14 protein-coding genes are annotated in these 16,753 nt (G+C 39.9%); 4 read left to right on the top strand and 10 right to left on the bottom strand.

Annotation, left to right across the window (positions count from 1 at the left end):
- Positions 1-177 precede the first annotated feature (177 nt).
- The 4 genes from rbsK to acnB all read right to left on the bottom strand — a co-directional run bounded on the left by rbsK (position 178) and on the right by acnB (position 5,466).
- Positions 178-1,101, bottom strand: coding sequence for a ribokinase (gene rbsK / locus ACT2CV_RS04920; protein ID WP_464972991.1), 924 nt, complete (start codon positions 1,099-1,101; stop codon positions 178-180).
- A 39-nt stretch (positions 1,102-1,140) separates the two neighbouring features.
- Positions 1,141-1,560, bottom strand: coding sequence for a D-ribose pyranase (rbsD, locus tag ACT2CV_RS04925; RefSeq protein ID WP_464974031.1), 420 nt, complete (start codon positions 1,558-1,560; stop codon positions 1,141-1,143).
- Positions 1,561-1,715: 155 nt separating this feature from the next.
- On the bottom strand, positions 1,716-2,804 hold the full coding sequence (locus tag ACT2CV_RS04930; RefSeq protein WP_464972992.1) for a metallophosphoesterase: 1,089 nt from the start codon (positions 2,802-2,804) through the stop codon (positions 1,716-1,718).
- A gap of 55 nt (positions 2,805-2,859) precedes the next feature.
- Positions 2,860-5,466: a bifunctional aconitate hydratase 2/2-methylisocitrate dehydratase gene (gene acnB, locus ACT2CV_RS04935; RefSeq protein WP_464972993.1), complete on the bottom strand. Its 2,607-nt coding sequence runs from the start codon at positions 5,464-5,466 to the stop codon at positions 2,860-2,862.
- Between the two features lie 161 nt (positions 5,467-5,627).
- Here acnB and plsB point away from each other — a divergent pair, with 161 nt between their 5' ends.
- Positions 5,628-8,081 (top strand): glycerol-3-phosphate 1-O-acyltransferase PlsB, encoded by a 2,454-nt coding sequence (gene plsB / locus ACT2CV_RS04940; protein ID WP_464972994.1) that lies wholly within the window; start codon positions 5,628-5,630, stop codon positions 8,079-8,081.
- Between the two features lie 61 nt (positions 8,082-8,142).
- Here the strand turns inward: plsB and cpxA are convergent, their stop codons facing one another.
- Together cpxA and ACT2CV_RS04950 are read right to left on the bottom strand one after the other, a co-directional pair.
- Positions 8,143-9,528, bottom strand: a complete 1,386-nt coding sequence (gene cpxA / locus ACT2CV_RS04945) for an envelope stress sensor histidine kinase CpxA (protein ID WP_464972995.1) — start codon at positions 9,526-9,528, stop codon at positions 8,143-8,145.
- A gap of 19 nt (positions 9,529-9,547) precedes the next feature.
- Complete coding sequence (locus tag ACT2CV_RS04950) at positions 9,548-10,282, bottom strand: response regulator (RefSeq protein ID WP_464972996.1); 735 nt, start codon at positions 10,280-10,282, stop codon at positions 9,548-9,550.
- A gap of 159 nt (positions 10,283-10,441) precedes the next feature.
- On the opposite strand from ACT2CV_RS04950, the gene upp reads away from it, so the two are divergent.
- The 3 genes from upp to hda all read left to right on the top strand — a co-directional run bounded on the left by upp (position 10,442) and on the right by hda (position 13,204).
- Entirely contained in the window at positions 10,442-11,068 is a 627-nt protein-coding gene (upp, locus tag ACT2CV_RS04955) for a uracil phosphoribosyltransferase (RefSeq protein ID WP_464972997.1), read from the top strand.
- 109 nt (positions 11,069-11,177) lie between these two features.
- Positions 11,178-12,431, top strand: coding sequence for a nucleobase:cation symporter-2 family protein (locus ACT2CV_RS04960; protein WP_464972998.1), 1,254 nt, complete (start codon positions 11,178-11,180; stop codon positions 12,429-12,431).
- A gap of 80 nt (positions 12,432-12,511) precedes the next feature.
- Positions 12,512-13,204, top strand: coding sequence for a DnaA inactivator Hda (hda, locus tag ACT2CV_RS04965; protein WP_464972999.1), 693 nt, complete (start codon positions 12,512-12,514; stop codon positions 13,202-13,204).
- Positions 13,205-13,248: 44 nt separating this feature from the next.
- Here hda and serA read toward each other — a convergent pair whose 3' ends face one another.
- The 4 genes from serA to ACT2CV_RS04985 form a co-directional block, all read right to left on the bottom strand.
- Positions 13,249-14,478: a phosphoglycerate dehydrogenase gene (serA, locus tag ACT2CV_RS04970; protein ID WP_464973000.1), complete on the bottom strand. Its 1,230-nt coding sequence runs from the start codon at positions 14,476-14,478 to the stop codon at positions 13,249-13,251.
- A gap of 48 nt (positions 14,479-14,526) precedes the next feature.
- Positions 14,527-15,186, bottom strand: coding sequence for a ribose-5-phosphate isomerase RpiA (rpiA, locus tag ACT2CV_RS04975; RefSeq protein WP_464973001.1), 660 nt, complete (start codon positions 15,184-15,186; stop codon positions 14,527-14,529).
- Positions 15,187-15,265: 79 nt separating this feature from the next.
- Positions 15,266-16,420 carry a radical SAM family heme chaperone HemW gene (hemW, locus tag ACT2CV_RS04980; RefSeq protein WP_464973002.1) on the bottom strand — a complete coding sequence of 385 codons (1,155 nt, stop codon included), beginning with the start codon at positions 16,418-16,420 and terminating at the stop codon, positions 15,266-15,268.
- Entirely contained in the window at positions 16,420-16,740 is a 321-nt protein-coding gene (locus tag ACT2CV_RS04985; protein WP_464973003.1) for a YbjQ family protein, read from the bottom strand. The genes hemW and ACT2CV_RS04985 overlap by 1 nt, the downstream gene beginning before the upstream one ends.
- Between the last annotated feature and the right edge of the window lie 13 nt (positions 16,741-16,753).

The following is a 16,753-nucleotide window of genomic DNA, read 5'->3' on the forward strand; positions in this document are numbered from 1 at the left end:
CGTAGGTGTCAATGCAGAAATGATACGTAGATATGTGAAATATCAAGAGAAACATGAATTGGAAGATAAGCAGTTAAAGCTATCTTTAATGTAAAATTCGGATTCTCAGAATCGGAATTTAGAAACGCCCCTATGGGGCGTCATTCAAAGCCACCTTCTTTGAAGGTGGATTTTTACTTATCTCTGTTCTGCTAAAAACGCAAGAGTTTCCTCTCGAGTTGGAATGGAAGGTTGCGCACCTTGACGAGTGACACTTATTGCCGCCGCTGCGTGTGCAAAACGAATTGCGTCCGCAAGAGATTTATCTTCTAAAAGCGCAGTCATTAGTGCACCATTAAAGGTATCGCCTGCTGCGGTAGTGTCTTTCGCATCGACACGAAAACCCGCCACAATTTGCCCATTTTGTCCTCGTTGGCTGACATAAACACCTTTTGAACCCAAGGTAATCAATACTGTTTCAATGCCCTTATTATGAAAAACTGTTGCTGCATTGACCGCACTTTTTTCATCAATTACTTTTATTCCCGTTAAGATTTCTGTTTCGGTTTCATTCGGGGTAATCATATCAACTTGGCTTAATAACTCGTCGGGCAATGCCTGAGCTGGCGCAGGATTTAACACCACTTTTGTTCCCGACTTTTTCGCTAATTTCGCAGCCAAAATCACCGCATTTAAAGGCGTTTCAAGTTGCATTAATAAGGCATCAGACTGCGTAATTTTATCCGCAAAAGTTGTAACAACTTCTTCATTTAACGCGGCATTTGCGCCAGCTGAAATCACAATGCTATTTTCACCACTCTGTGCAACTTGGATCATCGCAATTCCTGTCATGGTTTGCTCAATTTCAACCACAGCTTCGGTATTTATTCCTTCTTTAGCAAAAGTCGCTTTCATTGCCCGGCCAATATCATCATCGCCAATGCAGGCAATAAAATCAATATTGGCACCTAAACGGGCGGCAGCCACCGCTTGATTTGCCCCTTTGCCACCATAAGCAATATGATAATGGTTGCCCATTAAAGTTTCGCCGGGCTTAGCAAAATGTGGAACCGAAATCACATGGTCCGCATTTACACTTCCTAATACAGTTAATTTTTTCATATCAGCCTCATTATAAAATTCAACAGCCATTACCTATAATTAAAAAGGTACGCCAGAATATAAAATCACATTAGCATAAGCCGAACATTCTCCAGTTCGCACAATGGCTTTGCTTGAATGTGTGTATTGCTTAAATACTTGATGGCTCACATATTCCACTTGAATTTTATTTCCTTGCTCTTGTTCCAAACGGGAAAATTGAGCTAAAAGTGCGGTCAAAATTTGCGGATTTTTTTGTTTGATTTCTTCAGCAATGATCACACGCTCCACAAACATTTCCGTTAAAACGGTTTCTAAAGTTTGCAAAAATGTCGGCACACCTGCAGTTAAGGCTAAATCAATGCGTTTGACAGAGGAAGGAATGGGTAAACCTGCATCACAAATAGTGAGGCTATCGGTATGCCCCAAGGTTGCGATAACTTGAGATAATGGTGCATTTAACACCGCACTTTTCTTCATGTTGTTACCTTTTATTTTAATTACCATAAAAATCTACTAAGAAAATTTTATGCGTAATTGACAAAGAAAGGCGCAATGTAATCAATTTTTTTTCAAATTTGTGAACTGCATCAAAAAATGACAGCGTATTTTCTCGAATAAAAGAGAAATTTCCCTTATTTCACATCAATGATAACCACTTCTGATTGTGAACCTAAACGGAAAGGTACGCCCCAAAAGCCATAGCCTGAAGTCACGAAAAAATGCCCATTGCCTATTTTTTTATAGCCATAGTCGAAAAAATAAGTCAATTTGGTTATCAAATTCGCAGGGAAAATTTGTCCTTTATGGGTATGACCAGACACCTGAATATCAATAGGCAATTTTGCATGTTGCTCAATATCTGTTGGCCGATGATCTAGCAAGATAACAGGCAAATCGCTATTCACTTGTTGTAATAAGACTTCCGTTGTTGGACGATTACGATCCAAATCATCATTACGTCCAATTAATATAAAACGGTTAGCAATATTCTGTACTTTATTATCCAAAGGAATAATGCCCGCTCGGCGAATTTCATTTTCAATGCGGACTTCATCACCAAATAAATCATGATTACCCAAAGTAGCATAAACACCTAGTGGTGCTTTTAATTTTGCCAAATGTGGCTGCATTTTTTCGGCTAAATAAGCATTGACGTTATCATCCATAATATCGCCAGGCAGCAAAATCACATCTACTTTTTGTTGCTCAAAAATGTGAGCCAAGCGATCCAATTGCGAGGCCCCAAAGAATTTACCCAAATGAAAATCGCTCGCCATACCAATGCGGAAAGGCGTTGTCGGCTTATCCAATTGAATTTGATAATGAATAACTTGAGGAACATAAGCATTATATAAACTCAAGCCAAAGAATGTGGATAGTAGGAAAGGATAAAAAATGCGTAAACTGCGGTGTAATTTCACCGAGTTTTTACCATATTTTTTCAAAATGAATTGAATAAACCAGACAATCGCGCTGCTATAAGCTGCATAAAGAAGGAATACTAATAATCCTGCACTCAATCTGAATTGAGGATAAATTCGGAAAACAGTTAATAACACAATGGTATTTGCTCCGACAACAATTAAGGCTGAAAGAATCCAACCACCATTTTTTTGCCATTTATCAGCGAATAACCAACGCAAAGTGCGGTGAAAAATCCATAATAACAATTGTAATGACAATGCCACCACAGTGAAAATCACATAATAACGAAATTCCAACTTGATTATCCTCAAAAATAAGCCCTCAATACAGAGGGCTAAAATTTATCTTAAATTACACCGCACTTTGAAAAATCACGTTATCGGCTTTTTTGGTGTAGCTGTTAATTTGGTCAAAGTTCATATAGCGGTAGGTATCGTCTTTATCCTGTTGCAGATCTTGTGCAAAGGCAAGATATTCTTCCAGTGTCGGGAGCTTACCGAGAATCGCAGACACAGCGGCTAATTCAGCGGAGGCTAAATAGACGTTTGCCCCTTGCCCTAAACGGTTCGGGAAGTTACGGGTGGAGGTGGACACCACACTAGCACCATCGGCAACACGTGCTTGGTTACCCATACACAATGAGCAACCCGGCACTTCAATGCGAGCACCGCTTTTGCCGTAAATGCTGTAATAACCTTCTTCGCTTAATAAGGCAGCATCCATTTTGGTCGGTGGGGCGATCCATAAACGAGTCGGGATCATGCCTTTGAATTTGGCGAGTAATTTCCCTGCGGCACGGAAATGCCCAATGTTTGTCATACAAGATCCGATAAAGACTTCATCAATTTTATCGCCCTGAACTTCAGACAATAAACGGGCATCATCAGGATCGTTCGGTGCACATAAAATCGGCTCTTTAATTTCCGCTAAATCAATGTCAATCACTGCGGCATATTCTGCATCAGGATCTGCTTCCATTAATTGCGGATCAGCTAGCCATTGTTCCATGCCCTTAATTCGACGCTCAAGGGTTCTGGCGTCACCGTAGCCCTCTGCGATCATATATTTCAATAACACAATATTGGAATTGAGATATTCAATGATCGGCTCTTTGGCAAGTTTAATGGTACAAGCCGCTGCAGAACGTTCTGCTGAGGCATCGGACAGCTCAAAGGCTTGTTCCACTTTTAAGTGTTCTAAACCTTCAATTTCTAAAATGCGACCAGAGAAAATGTTTTTCTTGCCTTTTTTCTCAACGGTGAGCAAGCCTTGCTTAATGGCATAGTAAGGAATGGCGTGCACTAAATCACGCAAGGTAATGCCAGGTTGCATTTCCCCTTTAAAACGCACCAACACAGATTCGGGCATATCCAATGGCATAACGCCTGTGGCGGCAGCAAACGCCACTAAGCCAGAACCTGCTGGGAAAGAAATCCCAATCGGGAAACGGGTATGAGAATCGCCCCCTGTTCCCACAGTGTCTGGCAGTAACATACGGTTAAGCCAAGAGTGAATCACGCCATCGCCCGGACGTAAGGATACACCGCCTCGATTCATAATAAAATCAGGTAGGGTGTGGTGTGTTACCACATCGACAGACTTTGGATACGCCGCCGTGTGGCAGAAAGATTGCATCACCAGATCGGCGGAGAAACCAAGGCAAGCAAGATCTTTTAGCTCATCACGGGTCATTGGTCCTGTGGTATCTTGCGAACCCACAGAGGTCATTCGAGGCTCACAATATTGCCCTGGACGAATGCCATCCACGCCACAGGCACGTCCCACCATTTTTTGTGCAAGGGTAAAACCTTTTTGATTTTCCACCGCACTTTGCGGTTTGGCAAACACATCACTTTCTGGCAAGCCCAGTTCGCAACGGGCTTTGTGGGTTAATCCACGTCCAATAATTAAAGGAATACGTCCACCAGCACGCACCTCATCTAAAAGTACATGGGTTTTTAGGCTAAATTCTGCCAACACGTCATCTGAATTATAGCGACAAATTTTGCCTTGGTAAGGGTAAATATCAATGACATCGCCCATATTTAATGCACTGACATCCACTTCAATGGGAAGCGAGCCCGCATCTTCCATGGTGTTAAAGAAAATCGGTGCAATTTTGCCCCCTAGCACCACGCCGCCTGCACGTTTATTCGGAATATGCGGAATATCTTCGCCCATAAACCAAAGCACTGAGTTGGTGGCGGATTTACGAGAAGACCCCGTTCCCACCACATCGCCCACATAGGCTAATGGAAAGCCTTTTTCTTTTAATTTTTCCAATTGTTTAATCGGTCCCACATTGCCTACGTCATCAGGTTCAATACCATCACGGGCATTTTTCAACATTGCTAATGCGTGCAAAGGAATATCGGGACGAGACCATGCATCTTGTGCAGGCGAAAGGTCATCCGTGTTGGTTTCCCCCGTGACTTTAAACACGGTAACGGTTAATTTTTCAGCCAGTTTCGGACGAGATAAAAACCATTCCGCATCTGCCCAAGATTGCAACACTTGCTGTGCAGAGGCACTGCCTGCTTTGGCACGTTCTGCCACATCATGGAAATTGTCAAACATTAATAAGGTGTGAGAAAGGGCATTCGCGGCAATAGGCGCCAGCGCATCATTATCCAACGCACTTAACAACGGTTCAATATTGTAGCCCCCTTGCATTGTGCCTAAAATTTGCACCGATTTCTGAGGGGAAATCAACGGAGAAGTGACATCCTGTTTGGCTACAGCGGCTAAAAATGAGGCTTTAACATAAGCCGCTTCATCCACCCCAGCTGGAATACGATTTTCAAATAAATCTAATAAGTAGTCTTCCTGTCCAGCAGGTGGATTTTTCAATAATTCAATTAATTGTGCGGTTTGCTCGGCATCCAAAGGTTTTGGTACGACATTTAACGCTGCACGTTCATCCACATGCTTTTGATAATTTTGTAAGAAATCTCTCATACTCAAGTCCTTGTTATTATATTGTTTTGCTCATTTTTTATTATAGTCTTATGCATAATAATATGCTTTCTTGGGGTTAACAATAAGTATTTTTGGAAGGTTTTCGCTTGCTATGCTAAACTAAGCAAAATTTATAAAATATCAATAATTAGGACTTATTTATGTCAGGTCTCGCTAATTTATATCGAAAAATTCTTCATTTTCCGCTCTCTTTTTTAGTTAAAAATAATCCTATTCCACAAAACCCTATCGAAGAATTAGGTTTAAATACCGAACAACCGATGATGTATGTTTTACCTTATACATCACAAACGGACTTAGTCATCTTTCAGCGTAATTGTTTACATGTCGGTTTGCCAGATCCGCTGGAAGCAAATGAAATCAATGGTACAAAGCTCCCTCGCTATGTTTTTTTAGATGAAGGACATAGTTTTTTTAAATCGAAAGGGGCAAAAAAAGAAACGGAAAAAGTGTTCTATAACTACCTAGAATTACACCGCACTTTACCTGAATTAAATGTGCAATTAATCCCCGTTTCTATCCTCTGGGGACGCGCACCGGGCAAAGAAGATAAAAATGGCTTGCCTAAATTACGTTTACTCAATGGTATTCAAAAAACCTTTGCTGCGATTTGGTTTGGTCGAGACACCTTTGTGCGTTTTTCCCAAGCGGTGTCATTACGTTATATGGTTAACCAACATGGTTCAGATGAAAAAATTGCACAAAAATTGGCGCGTGTTGCCAAAATGCATTTTGCTAAACAACGTATTTCTGCAACGGGTCCGCGTTTACCGAATCGCCAAGCAATGTTTAACAAATTGTTGCAATCCCCTGCTATTTTGCAAGCCATTGAAGATGAAGTAAAAAGCAAAAATATCAGCCACGAAAAAGCAACCAAAGAAGCACATAAAATTTTAGAAGAAATTGCAGCTAATGTAAGCTACGAAGGCTTGCGCGTTGCCGATCGCTTCTTACGTTGGTTATGGAATAAATTATATCAAGGGATTGATGTGCAGAATGCTGATCGCGTGCGCAAATTAGCATTGGACGGACATGAAATTGTCTATATTCCTTGCCACCGTAGCCATATTGACTATTTATTACTCTCTTATGTGCTCTATCATCAAGGTTTAGTGACACCACACATTGCCGCAGGGATTAACCTCAACTTTTGGCCTGTGGGTGGATTATTCCGTCGTGGCGGTGCTTTTTTCATCCGCCGTACATTCAAAGGTAATCGCCTTTATTCCACCATTTTCCGCGAATATTTAGCCGAATTATTCCACCGCGGTTATTCAGTTGAATTCTTCATTGAAGGGGGACGTTCTCGCACAGGTCGATTATTAGCACCGAAAACAGGCATGGTTTCCATGACCTTACAAGCCTTACAACAAGGATTAAGTCGCCCGATTTCTATTGTGCCTGTGTATGTGGGTTATGAACACGTTCTTGAAGTGGACACCTACGCCAAAGAACTACGCGGCGCAACCAAAGAGAAAGAAAATGCAGGCCTAGTGTTACGAGTGATTAAGAAATTGCGTAATCTTGGCAAAGGCTATGTGAATTTTGGTGAGCCTATCGCATTAAATAATTACTTAAACCAACATTATCCTGAATGGAAGCAAACCAACGAAGAACGCCCAACTTGGTTTAACCAAGCTGTAGATCAGGTTGCAAAACAAGTGATGGTGAACATTAATAACGCCGCCGCGGTGAACGCGATGAACTTAACAGGTATGGCATTGCTGTCTTCTCGCCAACGTGCATTAACCAAAGAACAATTGTTAGAACAGTTGGAAAGCTATCAACAATTCTTACAAAATGTGCCTTATTCACAAGATGCCATTATTCCTGCTGAAAGTGCAGAAAACATGCTAAATCATGTGCTGAGTTTAGATCGTGTTGGCATTTTAGTAGAAAAAGATAATTTTGGCGAAATCATCCGTTTAGAACGTAATTCTGCGGTATTAATGACCTATTATCGTAATAACATTCAGCATTTATTCGTGCTGCCATCATTAGTCGCGAGCATTGCTCTGCATTATGAAGCAACGCAAAAAGATTTAGTGCTTGAAGGGGTAAGAAAAATTTATCCGTTCCTACGCAATGAGTTATTTTTACATTTCAGCGAGGAAGAATTACCACATCAAGTGGAACAAATTATCCAAGAACTTGCTCGACAACAACTGATTAAATACAACGACAATTTGGTGAGTATTAATCGCCCTAAAGTCAGAGGTTTACAAATTTGGGCGGCTAGCATAAGAGAAATTTTGCAACGCTATCAAATTTCTGTCAGCCTACTCCGCAATGAGCCAGCTATGTCGCGTGCAAATTTAGAAAAAGAAAGTCAGTCCATTGCGCAACGTTTATCCGTATTACATGGCATTAACGCGCCAGAATTCTTTGATAAAGCCATATTTACAGGCTTTGTAAATAGCTTAAAAGACAATGGTTACTTTGCTGAAGATGGCAATGCGGACATCAATAAATTAAGAGAACTTTCCGACTTATTCGCCCGTTTAATTTCCACAGAAATTAATATGACCATTCAAAGTGCGGTGGAAAAAAGCGAAGATTTTAATGAAAATAAGGATGAAGAACCGAAACCTTAATTAAGTTATTATTAAAATAAAAAGCCTCTCAACGATGAGAGGCTTTGTTTTTTTATGTTAATCAAGTTTCCCATAAAGGCAATTGAATCACCACTCTTAAGCCACCTAAATGACTTTTTTCTGCCCAAACTTGTCCTTTATGTGACTGAATCGTACTTTGCACGATAGCTAAACCTAACCCCACGCCGCCTTTTTCTCGCGTTCTGTCTTCATCAACACGATAAAATGGCGTAAAAATACGGCTATATTCAGCTTCTGGCAAGCCGGCCCCATTATCATCCACCGAAATCATTACCTTTTTATCTTTCAGGGATAAATTAATTTCCAATGCGGAATGGGTATATTTCATCGCATTTCTAATGATGTTTTCCACCGCACTTTCAAGCTGATTTAGGTTTCCTTTAACCCGATAAGTATCGGGTTTCTGAATATGATTATTGACTGTCATCTCCAGCTTCATTTGTTCTGCTTCAAAACGAGCACTTTCCAGTATGCTGTCCCAAATGGCTGGCAAACAAATATCCGAATAGGACACCGTATTCATCATTTGATTACGCGAAACAATCAGCAGCTCTTCAATCATTTTATTTAATTTAAGGATTTCATTATCAATGCGTTCCAATTCAACACTATCGCCCATTTTACGCCGTATTAACGCCGCCGATAATTGTAAACGTGTTAATGGCGTGCGCAATTCGTGAGAAATAGCGGATAGCCATTTGCGTTGATGTGTAATCAAATCCCCCAAAGATTGCGACATATGGTTAAAACTTTTGCCCACTTGACGTAATTCCGCAATACCTTTGGTTTCTAATGCTTTATTAACGGTAAAATCACCCAATGCAACCGCATTTGCGGCATTATTTAGTTGTTGAATAGGCTTGGCTAAACTATAAGCAACAAAGGCAAGCAAAGGCGTTGATAGGAATAACACAACAAACATCAACAACAGAGGATGATCGAATATATAACTGATCACGCGTGTTTGTGGGTCAGCATTATCGATAAAATAACTTGAAAAAACCGCTTGTCCATTATCGTCATTTAAATGGATGGTAAAAGGCCCAGCCAACGAAAAATGATTAAACAGTTTAGTTTGAGGGTTTAGCGGATCGTTAGCGAATTTAATAAATTCTTGTACAAATGGCAGTTCTTCCTTGCTTGCACCAATAATGTTGTTTTGTTGATCAACCAAGATAGGATGAGGCAACTTGATATATTCAGCAGAAACATCACGAGGTAGCAACAACACGCGGATAAACTTTCGGTCTTTCATCGCTGTGATAAGTTCATTGTGATAGAACTTAATTTCAGAGGAAGACAATTCTCTGTATGTACGCGAATCCAGCTGAGGAATAAAAAATGCAATTAATAATAGACCGCCTAAAATAAGCCAAAATAAGACGAAAATTTTAGCTGAAAGCGAGCTAATCACTGACTTAGACATAAGCAATCCAAATTATCATTTAAATATGCATATCATGCAGACTAGAATCTAAATAATCCGTCGAAATCATAATATAGCCACGTCCACGCAAGGTTTTAAACCATAAATGTTCATTGCCTCGTTCAGGCAATTTCTTACGCAAGTTAGACATATGCACATCAACAGAGCGATCATAAGGCGAAAGCGGTTTTCCTAGCACCTTGATACTTAGCTCATCCCTAGTCACCACATTATTCACTTGCGAAATAATCAATTCCAAACAACCGAATTCCGTTATGGTTAATCCCAAGGATTCACCTTTATAGTAAGCTTGCTTGCTCACTTTATTTAAAACAAAATCCTCAAATTGCAAAAGATTATGATCATTATTACCTTTTGAGGATGGGGAACTTTGTTCCGTACGGCGCAAAATCGCACGAATACGCGCAATAAGTTCACGATCATTAAAAGGCTTGGCTAAATAATCATCTGCGCCTAACTCCAAACCTTGCACACGATCCAAATCATCGCCACGTGCTGTTAACATTAAAATAGGCGTATCATAATGACGACGAACTTCTTTCAATGTAGCAATTCCATCCATTACCGGCATCATCACATCTAACAGAATCAAACTATATTTTTGCTTAGCCAACTTGAATAAGGCTTCTTTGCCGTTTTCAGCTTCATCTGTTTCAAATCCTTCCAATGAAAGTAAATCGACCAGTAGGGAACGGATCTCTTTATCATCATCAACAAGTAATAAGGACATCATTTTTCCTCTCTCAACTAAACTGCGGTCAATTCTAATACTTTTTTATAAAAAAAAGAATGATTAAACTCAAAGTTAATACTGTTAATCAAACGCAATCTGTTTTAAAATTCGCAACATTGATTTTGTCCTACTATATTGCCAACTTTAAGTGAGGATTCTATGAAAATTATTGAAGTTAAACATCCACTTGTAAAACACAAAATCGGCTTAATGCGTATGGCTGATATCAGTACTAAACATTTCCGAGAATTAGCTACCGAAGTCGGCAGCCTACTAACTTACGAAGCAACAGCAGATTTAGAAGTAGAAAACGTAACCATTGACGGTTGGTGTGGGCCTGTACAGGTCGATAGAATAAAAGGGAAGAAAGTAACTGTCGTGCCTATTTTACGTGCGGGCTTAGGTATGATGGATGGTGTTCTTGAACATATTCCAAGCGCACGCATTAGTGTTGTTGGGATGTATAGAGATGAAACTACTCTTGAACCTGTTGCTTATTTCCAAAAATTAGCGAGTGATTTAGAAGAACGACTCGCCATTGTAGTCGATCCTATGTTAGCAACAGGTGGCTCAATGATTGCTACTATCGATTTATTAAAACAAAAAGGCTGTAAACATATTAAAGTATTAGTATTAGTTGCAGCGCCTGAAGGTATCAAAGCATTAGAAGCCGCACACCCTGATATCGAACTTTATACTGCCTCTATTGATAGTCATTTAAACGAGCATGGTTATATCATTCCAGGTTTAGGTGACGCTGGCGATAAAATCTTTGGTACAAAATAATCCTTATCCCTTTACAACAAAGTAAAGGGATTTTTATGAAATCTGCGGAAAAACTTGTTGTTTTTTCACCGCACTTTTAAGTTAATTCAGACTGAGAGATGAAACTTTTATGACGAAACAATCGCTTCCAACAGACACCAACCAAAGCACATTTAAACAAGCTTTTGTTGGTTTACAAATGTTATTCGTTGCCTTTGGTGCATTGGTGCTGGTACCACTTATCACTGGCTTAGATTCCAATACTGCATTGCTTACTGCGGGTATAGGTACATTATTATTCCAACTTTGTACTGGTAAACAAGTCCCTATCTTCCTTGCTTCTTCTTTCGCTTTTATTGCACCTATTCAATATGGCGTCCAAACTTGGGGTATTTCCACCACTATGGGCGGCTTAGCCTGTACTGGCTTAGTATATTTAGCATTAAGCACCCTAGTAAAATTACGTGGTGTCGGCATATTAGAACGCCTTTTTCCGCCAGTTGTTGTAGGTCCAGTAATAATTATCATTGGTATGGGACTAGCACCAGTTGCAGTGAGCATGGCAGTAGGTAAACAAGGTGACGCCCAAGTTTATGAATATAGCCAAGCAATTTTAGTGTCATTGATTACCTTATTAACCACGCTCTGTGTTGCGGTATTCTCAAAAGGCATTATGAAATTGATCCCAATTATGTTTGGTATCGCAGTGGGCTATGTCTTATGTTTATTCTTAGGATTAATCAATTTCCAACCCGTAATAGATGCACCTTGGTTTAGCTTACCAAAACTAACTACGCCAGAGTTTAAACTTGAAGCCATCCTCTACTTATTACCCATTGCCATTGCACCTGCTGTAGAACATTTAGGCGGCATTATGGCAATCAGTTCTGTAACAGGAAAAGATTTCTTAAAAAATCCTGGATTACACCGCACTTTACTTGGTGATGGTGTTGCTACAACTACTGCATCATTATTGGGTGGGCCACCAAATACCACATATGCAGAAGTAACTGGTGCGGTAATGCTAACTCGCAACTTCAATCCGAACATTATGACTTGGGCGGCAATTTGGGCAATTGCGATTTCATTTTGTGGAAAAGTCGGTGCATTCTTAGCGACCATTCCAACTATCGTAATGGGCGGTATTATGATGTTAGTATTCGGCTCAATTGCAGTGGTGGGCATGAGCACTTTAATCCGCGCGAAAGTTGATGTCACAGAAGCTCGCAATCTATGTATTATTTCTGTGGTAATGACTTTCGGTATCGGCGGTATGTTCGTCAATGTGGGCGAGCTTTCTGTAAAAGGCATCAGCCTTTGTGCTATCGTTGCTATTATCCTCAATTTAGTTCTACCTAAAGCTGTAAATAACCTCGAAGATTAAAAATAAAATGGGTTAGGTCTTGCCTAACCCACTTTTTTTCCGCTATGCTTAACCGCACTTTTTCAAACTAAGGGATTGCTTTGCAACAACTATCATTACCCATCCATCAACTTGATGATGATACTTTTGAGAATTTCTATGGTAATAATAATTTATTGCTATTGGATTCGTTGCACAAGAATTTCCACCAACTACAACAGCCATTTTTCTATATCTGGGGAGAACAAGGAAGTGGAAAAAGCCATTTACTCAAAGCCGTTGCGAACCATTTGTTTCACCAATACCGTAGTTGTATTTATGTACCATTAAACAAACAAGCTCATTTTTCAACGGAAGTCTTAACTGATTTAGAACAACAAGAAGTGATTTGTTTAGACGATTTACAAGCGGTAGCTGGCGATCGTGAATGGGAATTAGCGATTTTTGATTTATTTAATCGGGTAAAAGAAAAAGGCGACTGCTTATTATTGATCAGTGCGAATCAATCACCTAATGCTTTGCCAATTAAATTGCCAGATCTTGCCTCTCGCTTACGTTGGGGTGAAATCTATCAATTACATCCACTCAATGATCAACAAAAAATCGCCGCCTTACAACAAAACGCACATCAATTGGGAATGGAATTACCCGAAGAAACAGCGCATTTCCTGATTAAACGCTTAGATCGCGATATGCGAACACTTTTTATGACATTGGCAAAACTCAACAAAGCCTCATTACAAGCACAACGCAAGTTGACGATCCCTTTTGTGAAAGAAATTTTACAACTATAAAAAAACCGCACTGATAAAAGTGCGGTTTTTTTTCGACTAGTTTTTTAGAACAACACGCGCGCGCGAATAGTCCCTTCAATTTCTTTTAATTGATGCAACAACTCTAAGGTGTCATCCGATTCAACATCAATGACCACATAACCAATATTTGGGTTGGTTTGTAAATATTGCGCAGCAATATTCACGTTAGCGTCCACAAACACTTTGTTGATTTTGTTCAAAATACCTGGGCGGTTATGGTGAATATGTAATAAACGGTTTGCACCACTGTGTTCAGGCAATGAAACTTCTGGGAAATTCACCGCAGATAAGGTTGAACCATTATCGGAATATTTCACAAATTTACCTGATACTTCCGCACCAATATTTTCTTGTGCTTCAGAGGTTGAGCCACCAATATGCGGGGTTAAAATCACATTATCAAATTTACGCAATGGTGATTTAAATTCTTCTTGTATCGAAGCTGGCTCTTCTGGGAACACGTCTAATGCAGCGCCACGAACACGTCCGCTTTCTAATGCGCTTGCAAGTGCATCAATATCCACAACCGTACCACGAGCAGCGTTAATTAAAATAGCACCTTGTTTTAACTGAGCAATACGTTCCGCATTCATCAGATTTTTCGTTGAGGAATTTTCTGGCACGTGTAATGAAACAACATCACATGATGACAATAAATCATTTAAGCTACGAATTTGCTGTGCATTACCTAGTGGTAATTTATTTTCGATGTCATAAAAGTACACTCTCATGCCTAAAGATTCGGCAATAACGCTTAATTGCGAACCGATATGACCATAACCAATAATCCCCAATTTTTTACCACGCACTTCATGAGAACCGTCTGCTGATTTATTCCATAAGCCACGATGCACATCTGCATTCGCCTGTGGCACATTACGCATTAATAACAAAATTTCGCCTAGCACTAATTCAGCCACAGAACGCGTATTGGAGAAAGGCGCGTTAAACACAGGGATACCACGCATTTCAGCCGCTTTTAAATCCACTTGGTTCGTACCAATACAGAAACAACCAATGGCGATTAATTTTGGCGCACAAGCTAAAACTTCTTCCGTTAAAAAGGTACGAGAACGAATACCTACAAAGTGCGCGTCCTTAATGGCATTTTTTAATTCTTCGCCATCTAGCGCCTTTTTATGATATTCAATATTGGTATAACCCGCTGCACGTAATACTTCAAGCGCACTTTGGTGAACGCCTTCTAACAAGAGAAATTTAATTTTTGATTTATCAAGAGATACCTTAGTCATATTTGCTTTCCTTTTGTATATTATAAATTCGGCTAAAAGTGCGGTGGATTATTCAATAATTTTTGCCCCTTCCGGCGTACCAACAATCACAATATTGGCAGCATTTAAGGCAAAAATCCCATTCGTCACCACACCAGCAACGTTATTTAATTCTTTTTCCATTTCCACTGGATTCATAATTTTAAAATTATGTACATCCAAAATTACATTGCCATTATCCGTTACCACGCCTTCACGCCATTCAGGTGATCCGCCTAATGCCACTAATTTACGTGCCACTTGCGAACGCGCCATTGGGATCACTTCAACTGGCAACGGAAAGGTTGATCCTAATACATCCACTTGTTTGGAGCTATCCACAATACAAATGAATTTTTTGGTTAATGAAGCCACAATTTTTTCACGCGTCAACGCCGCGCCACCACCTTTAATCATCATTTTTTGTGGATTGATTTCATCTGCACCATCAACATAAATATCTAAACTAGAAACATCGTTAGCGCTAAAAACTTCAATGCCTTGTTGGCGTAGCAATTCTTCCGATGCTTTGGACGCAGCAACTGCGCCTTGAATTTGATCTTTAATTGTACCTAATGCTTCAATAAAACAATTGACTGTTGAACCACTACCCACGCCAACAATCGTATCTGGTTTAACATATTTTAATGCAGCTTGGGCTGCCATTTTTTTCATTTCGAGTTGATTCATTTTTATCCCTTTGTTTTATTTAGGTAAACGTTTGCGCAATAAACGACTACTTTAATCCCAATACTGAGCAGAAATCAAGTTATTTTGCTAAAAATTCCGTTAACAATTCATTTAAAAATAACTTGCCTTGTTCCGTCACTTGCCAATACTGATCTGTCTGTTGAATATAACCTTTTTCTAATGCCCAATTTATTGGTTTTTGCACCGCACTTTGGGGTAAACCAGTCAATTGCTCAAATTCAATTTTAGGCACTGGTTCCAACAAACGAAAACGATTCATAAAAAATTCAAATGGGCGGTCTATTGCTTCGACATTTTTTTGTTCGTATAGGTATTCTCCGCGCATATAGCCTTTAGGATGTTTGGTTTTGCTATACCGAATAATATCGCCATTTTCAAAACTCAGCTTACCATGTGCACCACAACCAATGGCTAAATAATCGCCAAAGCGCCAATAATTTAAATTATGCTGACATTGGAAGTTCGGTTTCGCATAGGCGGAAGTTTCATATTGTTGGTAACCTGCTTCAGTAAGCAACAAATGCCCTTGTTCGAAAATATCCCAAAGTTCGTCATCATCAGGCAATTGAGGTGGACGATAAGCAAACATAGTGTTTGGCTCAATAGTTAATTGATACCAAGACAAATGAGGCGGATTAAGCGCTATGGCTTGGCGTAAGTCATTCAAAGCTTGTTCTAAACGCTGCTCTGGCAGACCATGCATTAAATCCAAATTAAAACTGTTCAAACCAGAAACTTGCGCTAAATTCACCGCACTTTTGGCTTCCTCAGCATTATGAATTCGCCCTAAGCGCTGCAATTTATCATCATCAAAACTTTGGATTCCCATAGAAATACGGGTTACGCCCGCTTCAACATAGCCTTTAAAACGTGAGGCTTCCACTGTTCCCGGATTGGCTTCCAAAGTAATTTCAATATGTTGTGAAAAGGGAATTTGTGCTTGGATGCCTTGTAATAACTGCTCAATGCTGGAAGCAGAAAATAAGCTCGGCGTACCACCGCCAATAAAAATGGAATGTAATGGACGATCTTTTACGCTGTCCGTAAAACGTTGCAAGTCTTGCGTTAAATCTTTTAGTAGATGGTCAACATAATCTTGTTCAGGAATCATGCCTTTTTGTGCGTGCGAATTAAAATCACAATAAGGGCATTTCTGCACACACCAAGGAATATGCACATACAAACTAAGTGGTGGTAAAACAAGTTGAGCCATTAACGCACCACAACCGCTGTGCCACTAGCAACAATCATAAACATACTTTTGCCACCATCAATAGAGGCATAATTCACTTCCACCCCAACAATCGCATTCGCACCTAATTTTTGTGCGTGCTGCTTCATTTCTTCAATAGCATCTAAGCGCCCACGTGTAATTTTTGATTCATAAGCGCCAGCACGCCCACCGAAAACATCCGTTACACTTGCCAAGAAATCACGAATAAAGTTAGCGCCCGCGACCACTTCGCCAAAAACCATTTGTTTATATTCAATAATTTGTTTTCCCTCAATATTGGGGGTTGTCGTCACAATCATCTACTTTCTCCTA

Origin of the sequence: Reella acinonychis (genome assembly GCF_052384575.1) — a bacterium.
GTDB lineage: Bacteria > Pseudomonadota > Gammaproteobacteria > Enterobacterales > Pasteurellaceae > JBQSUQ01.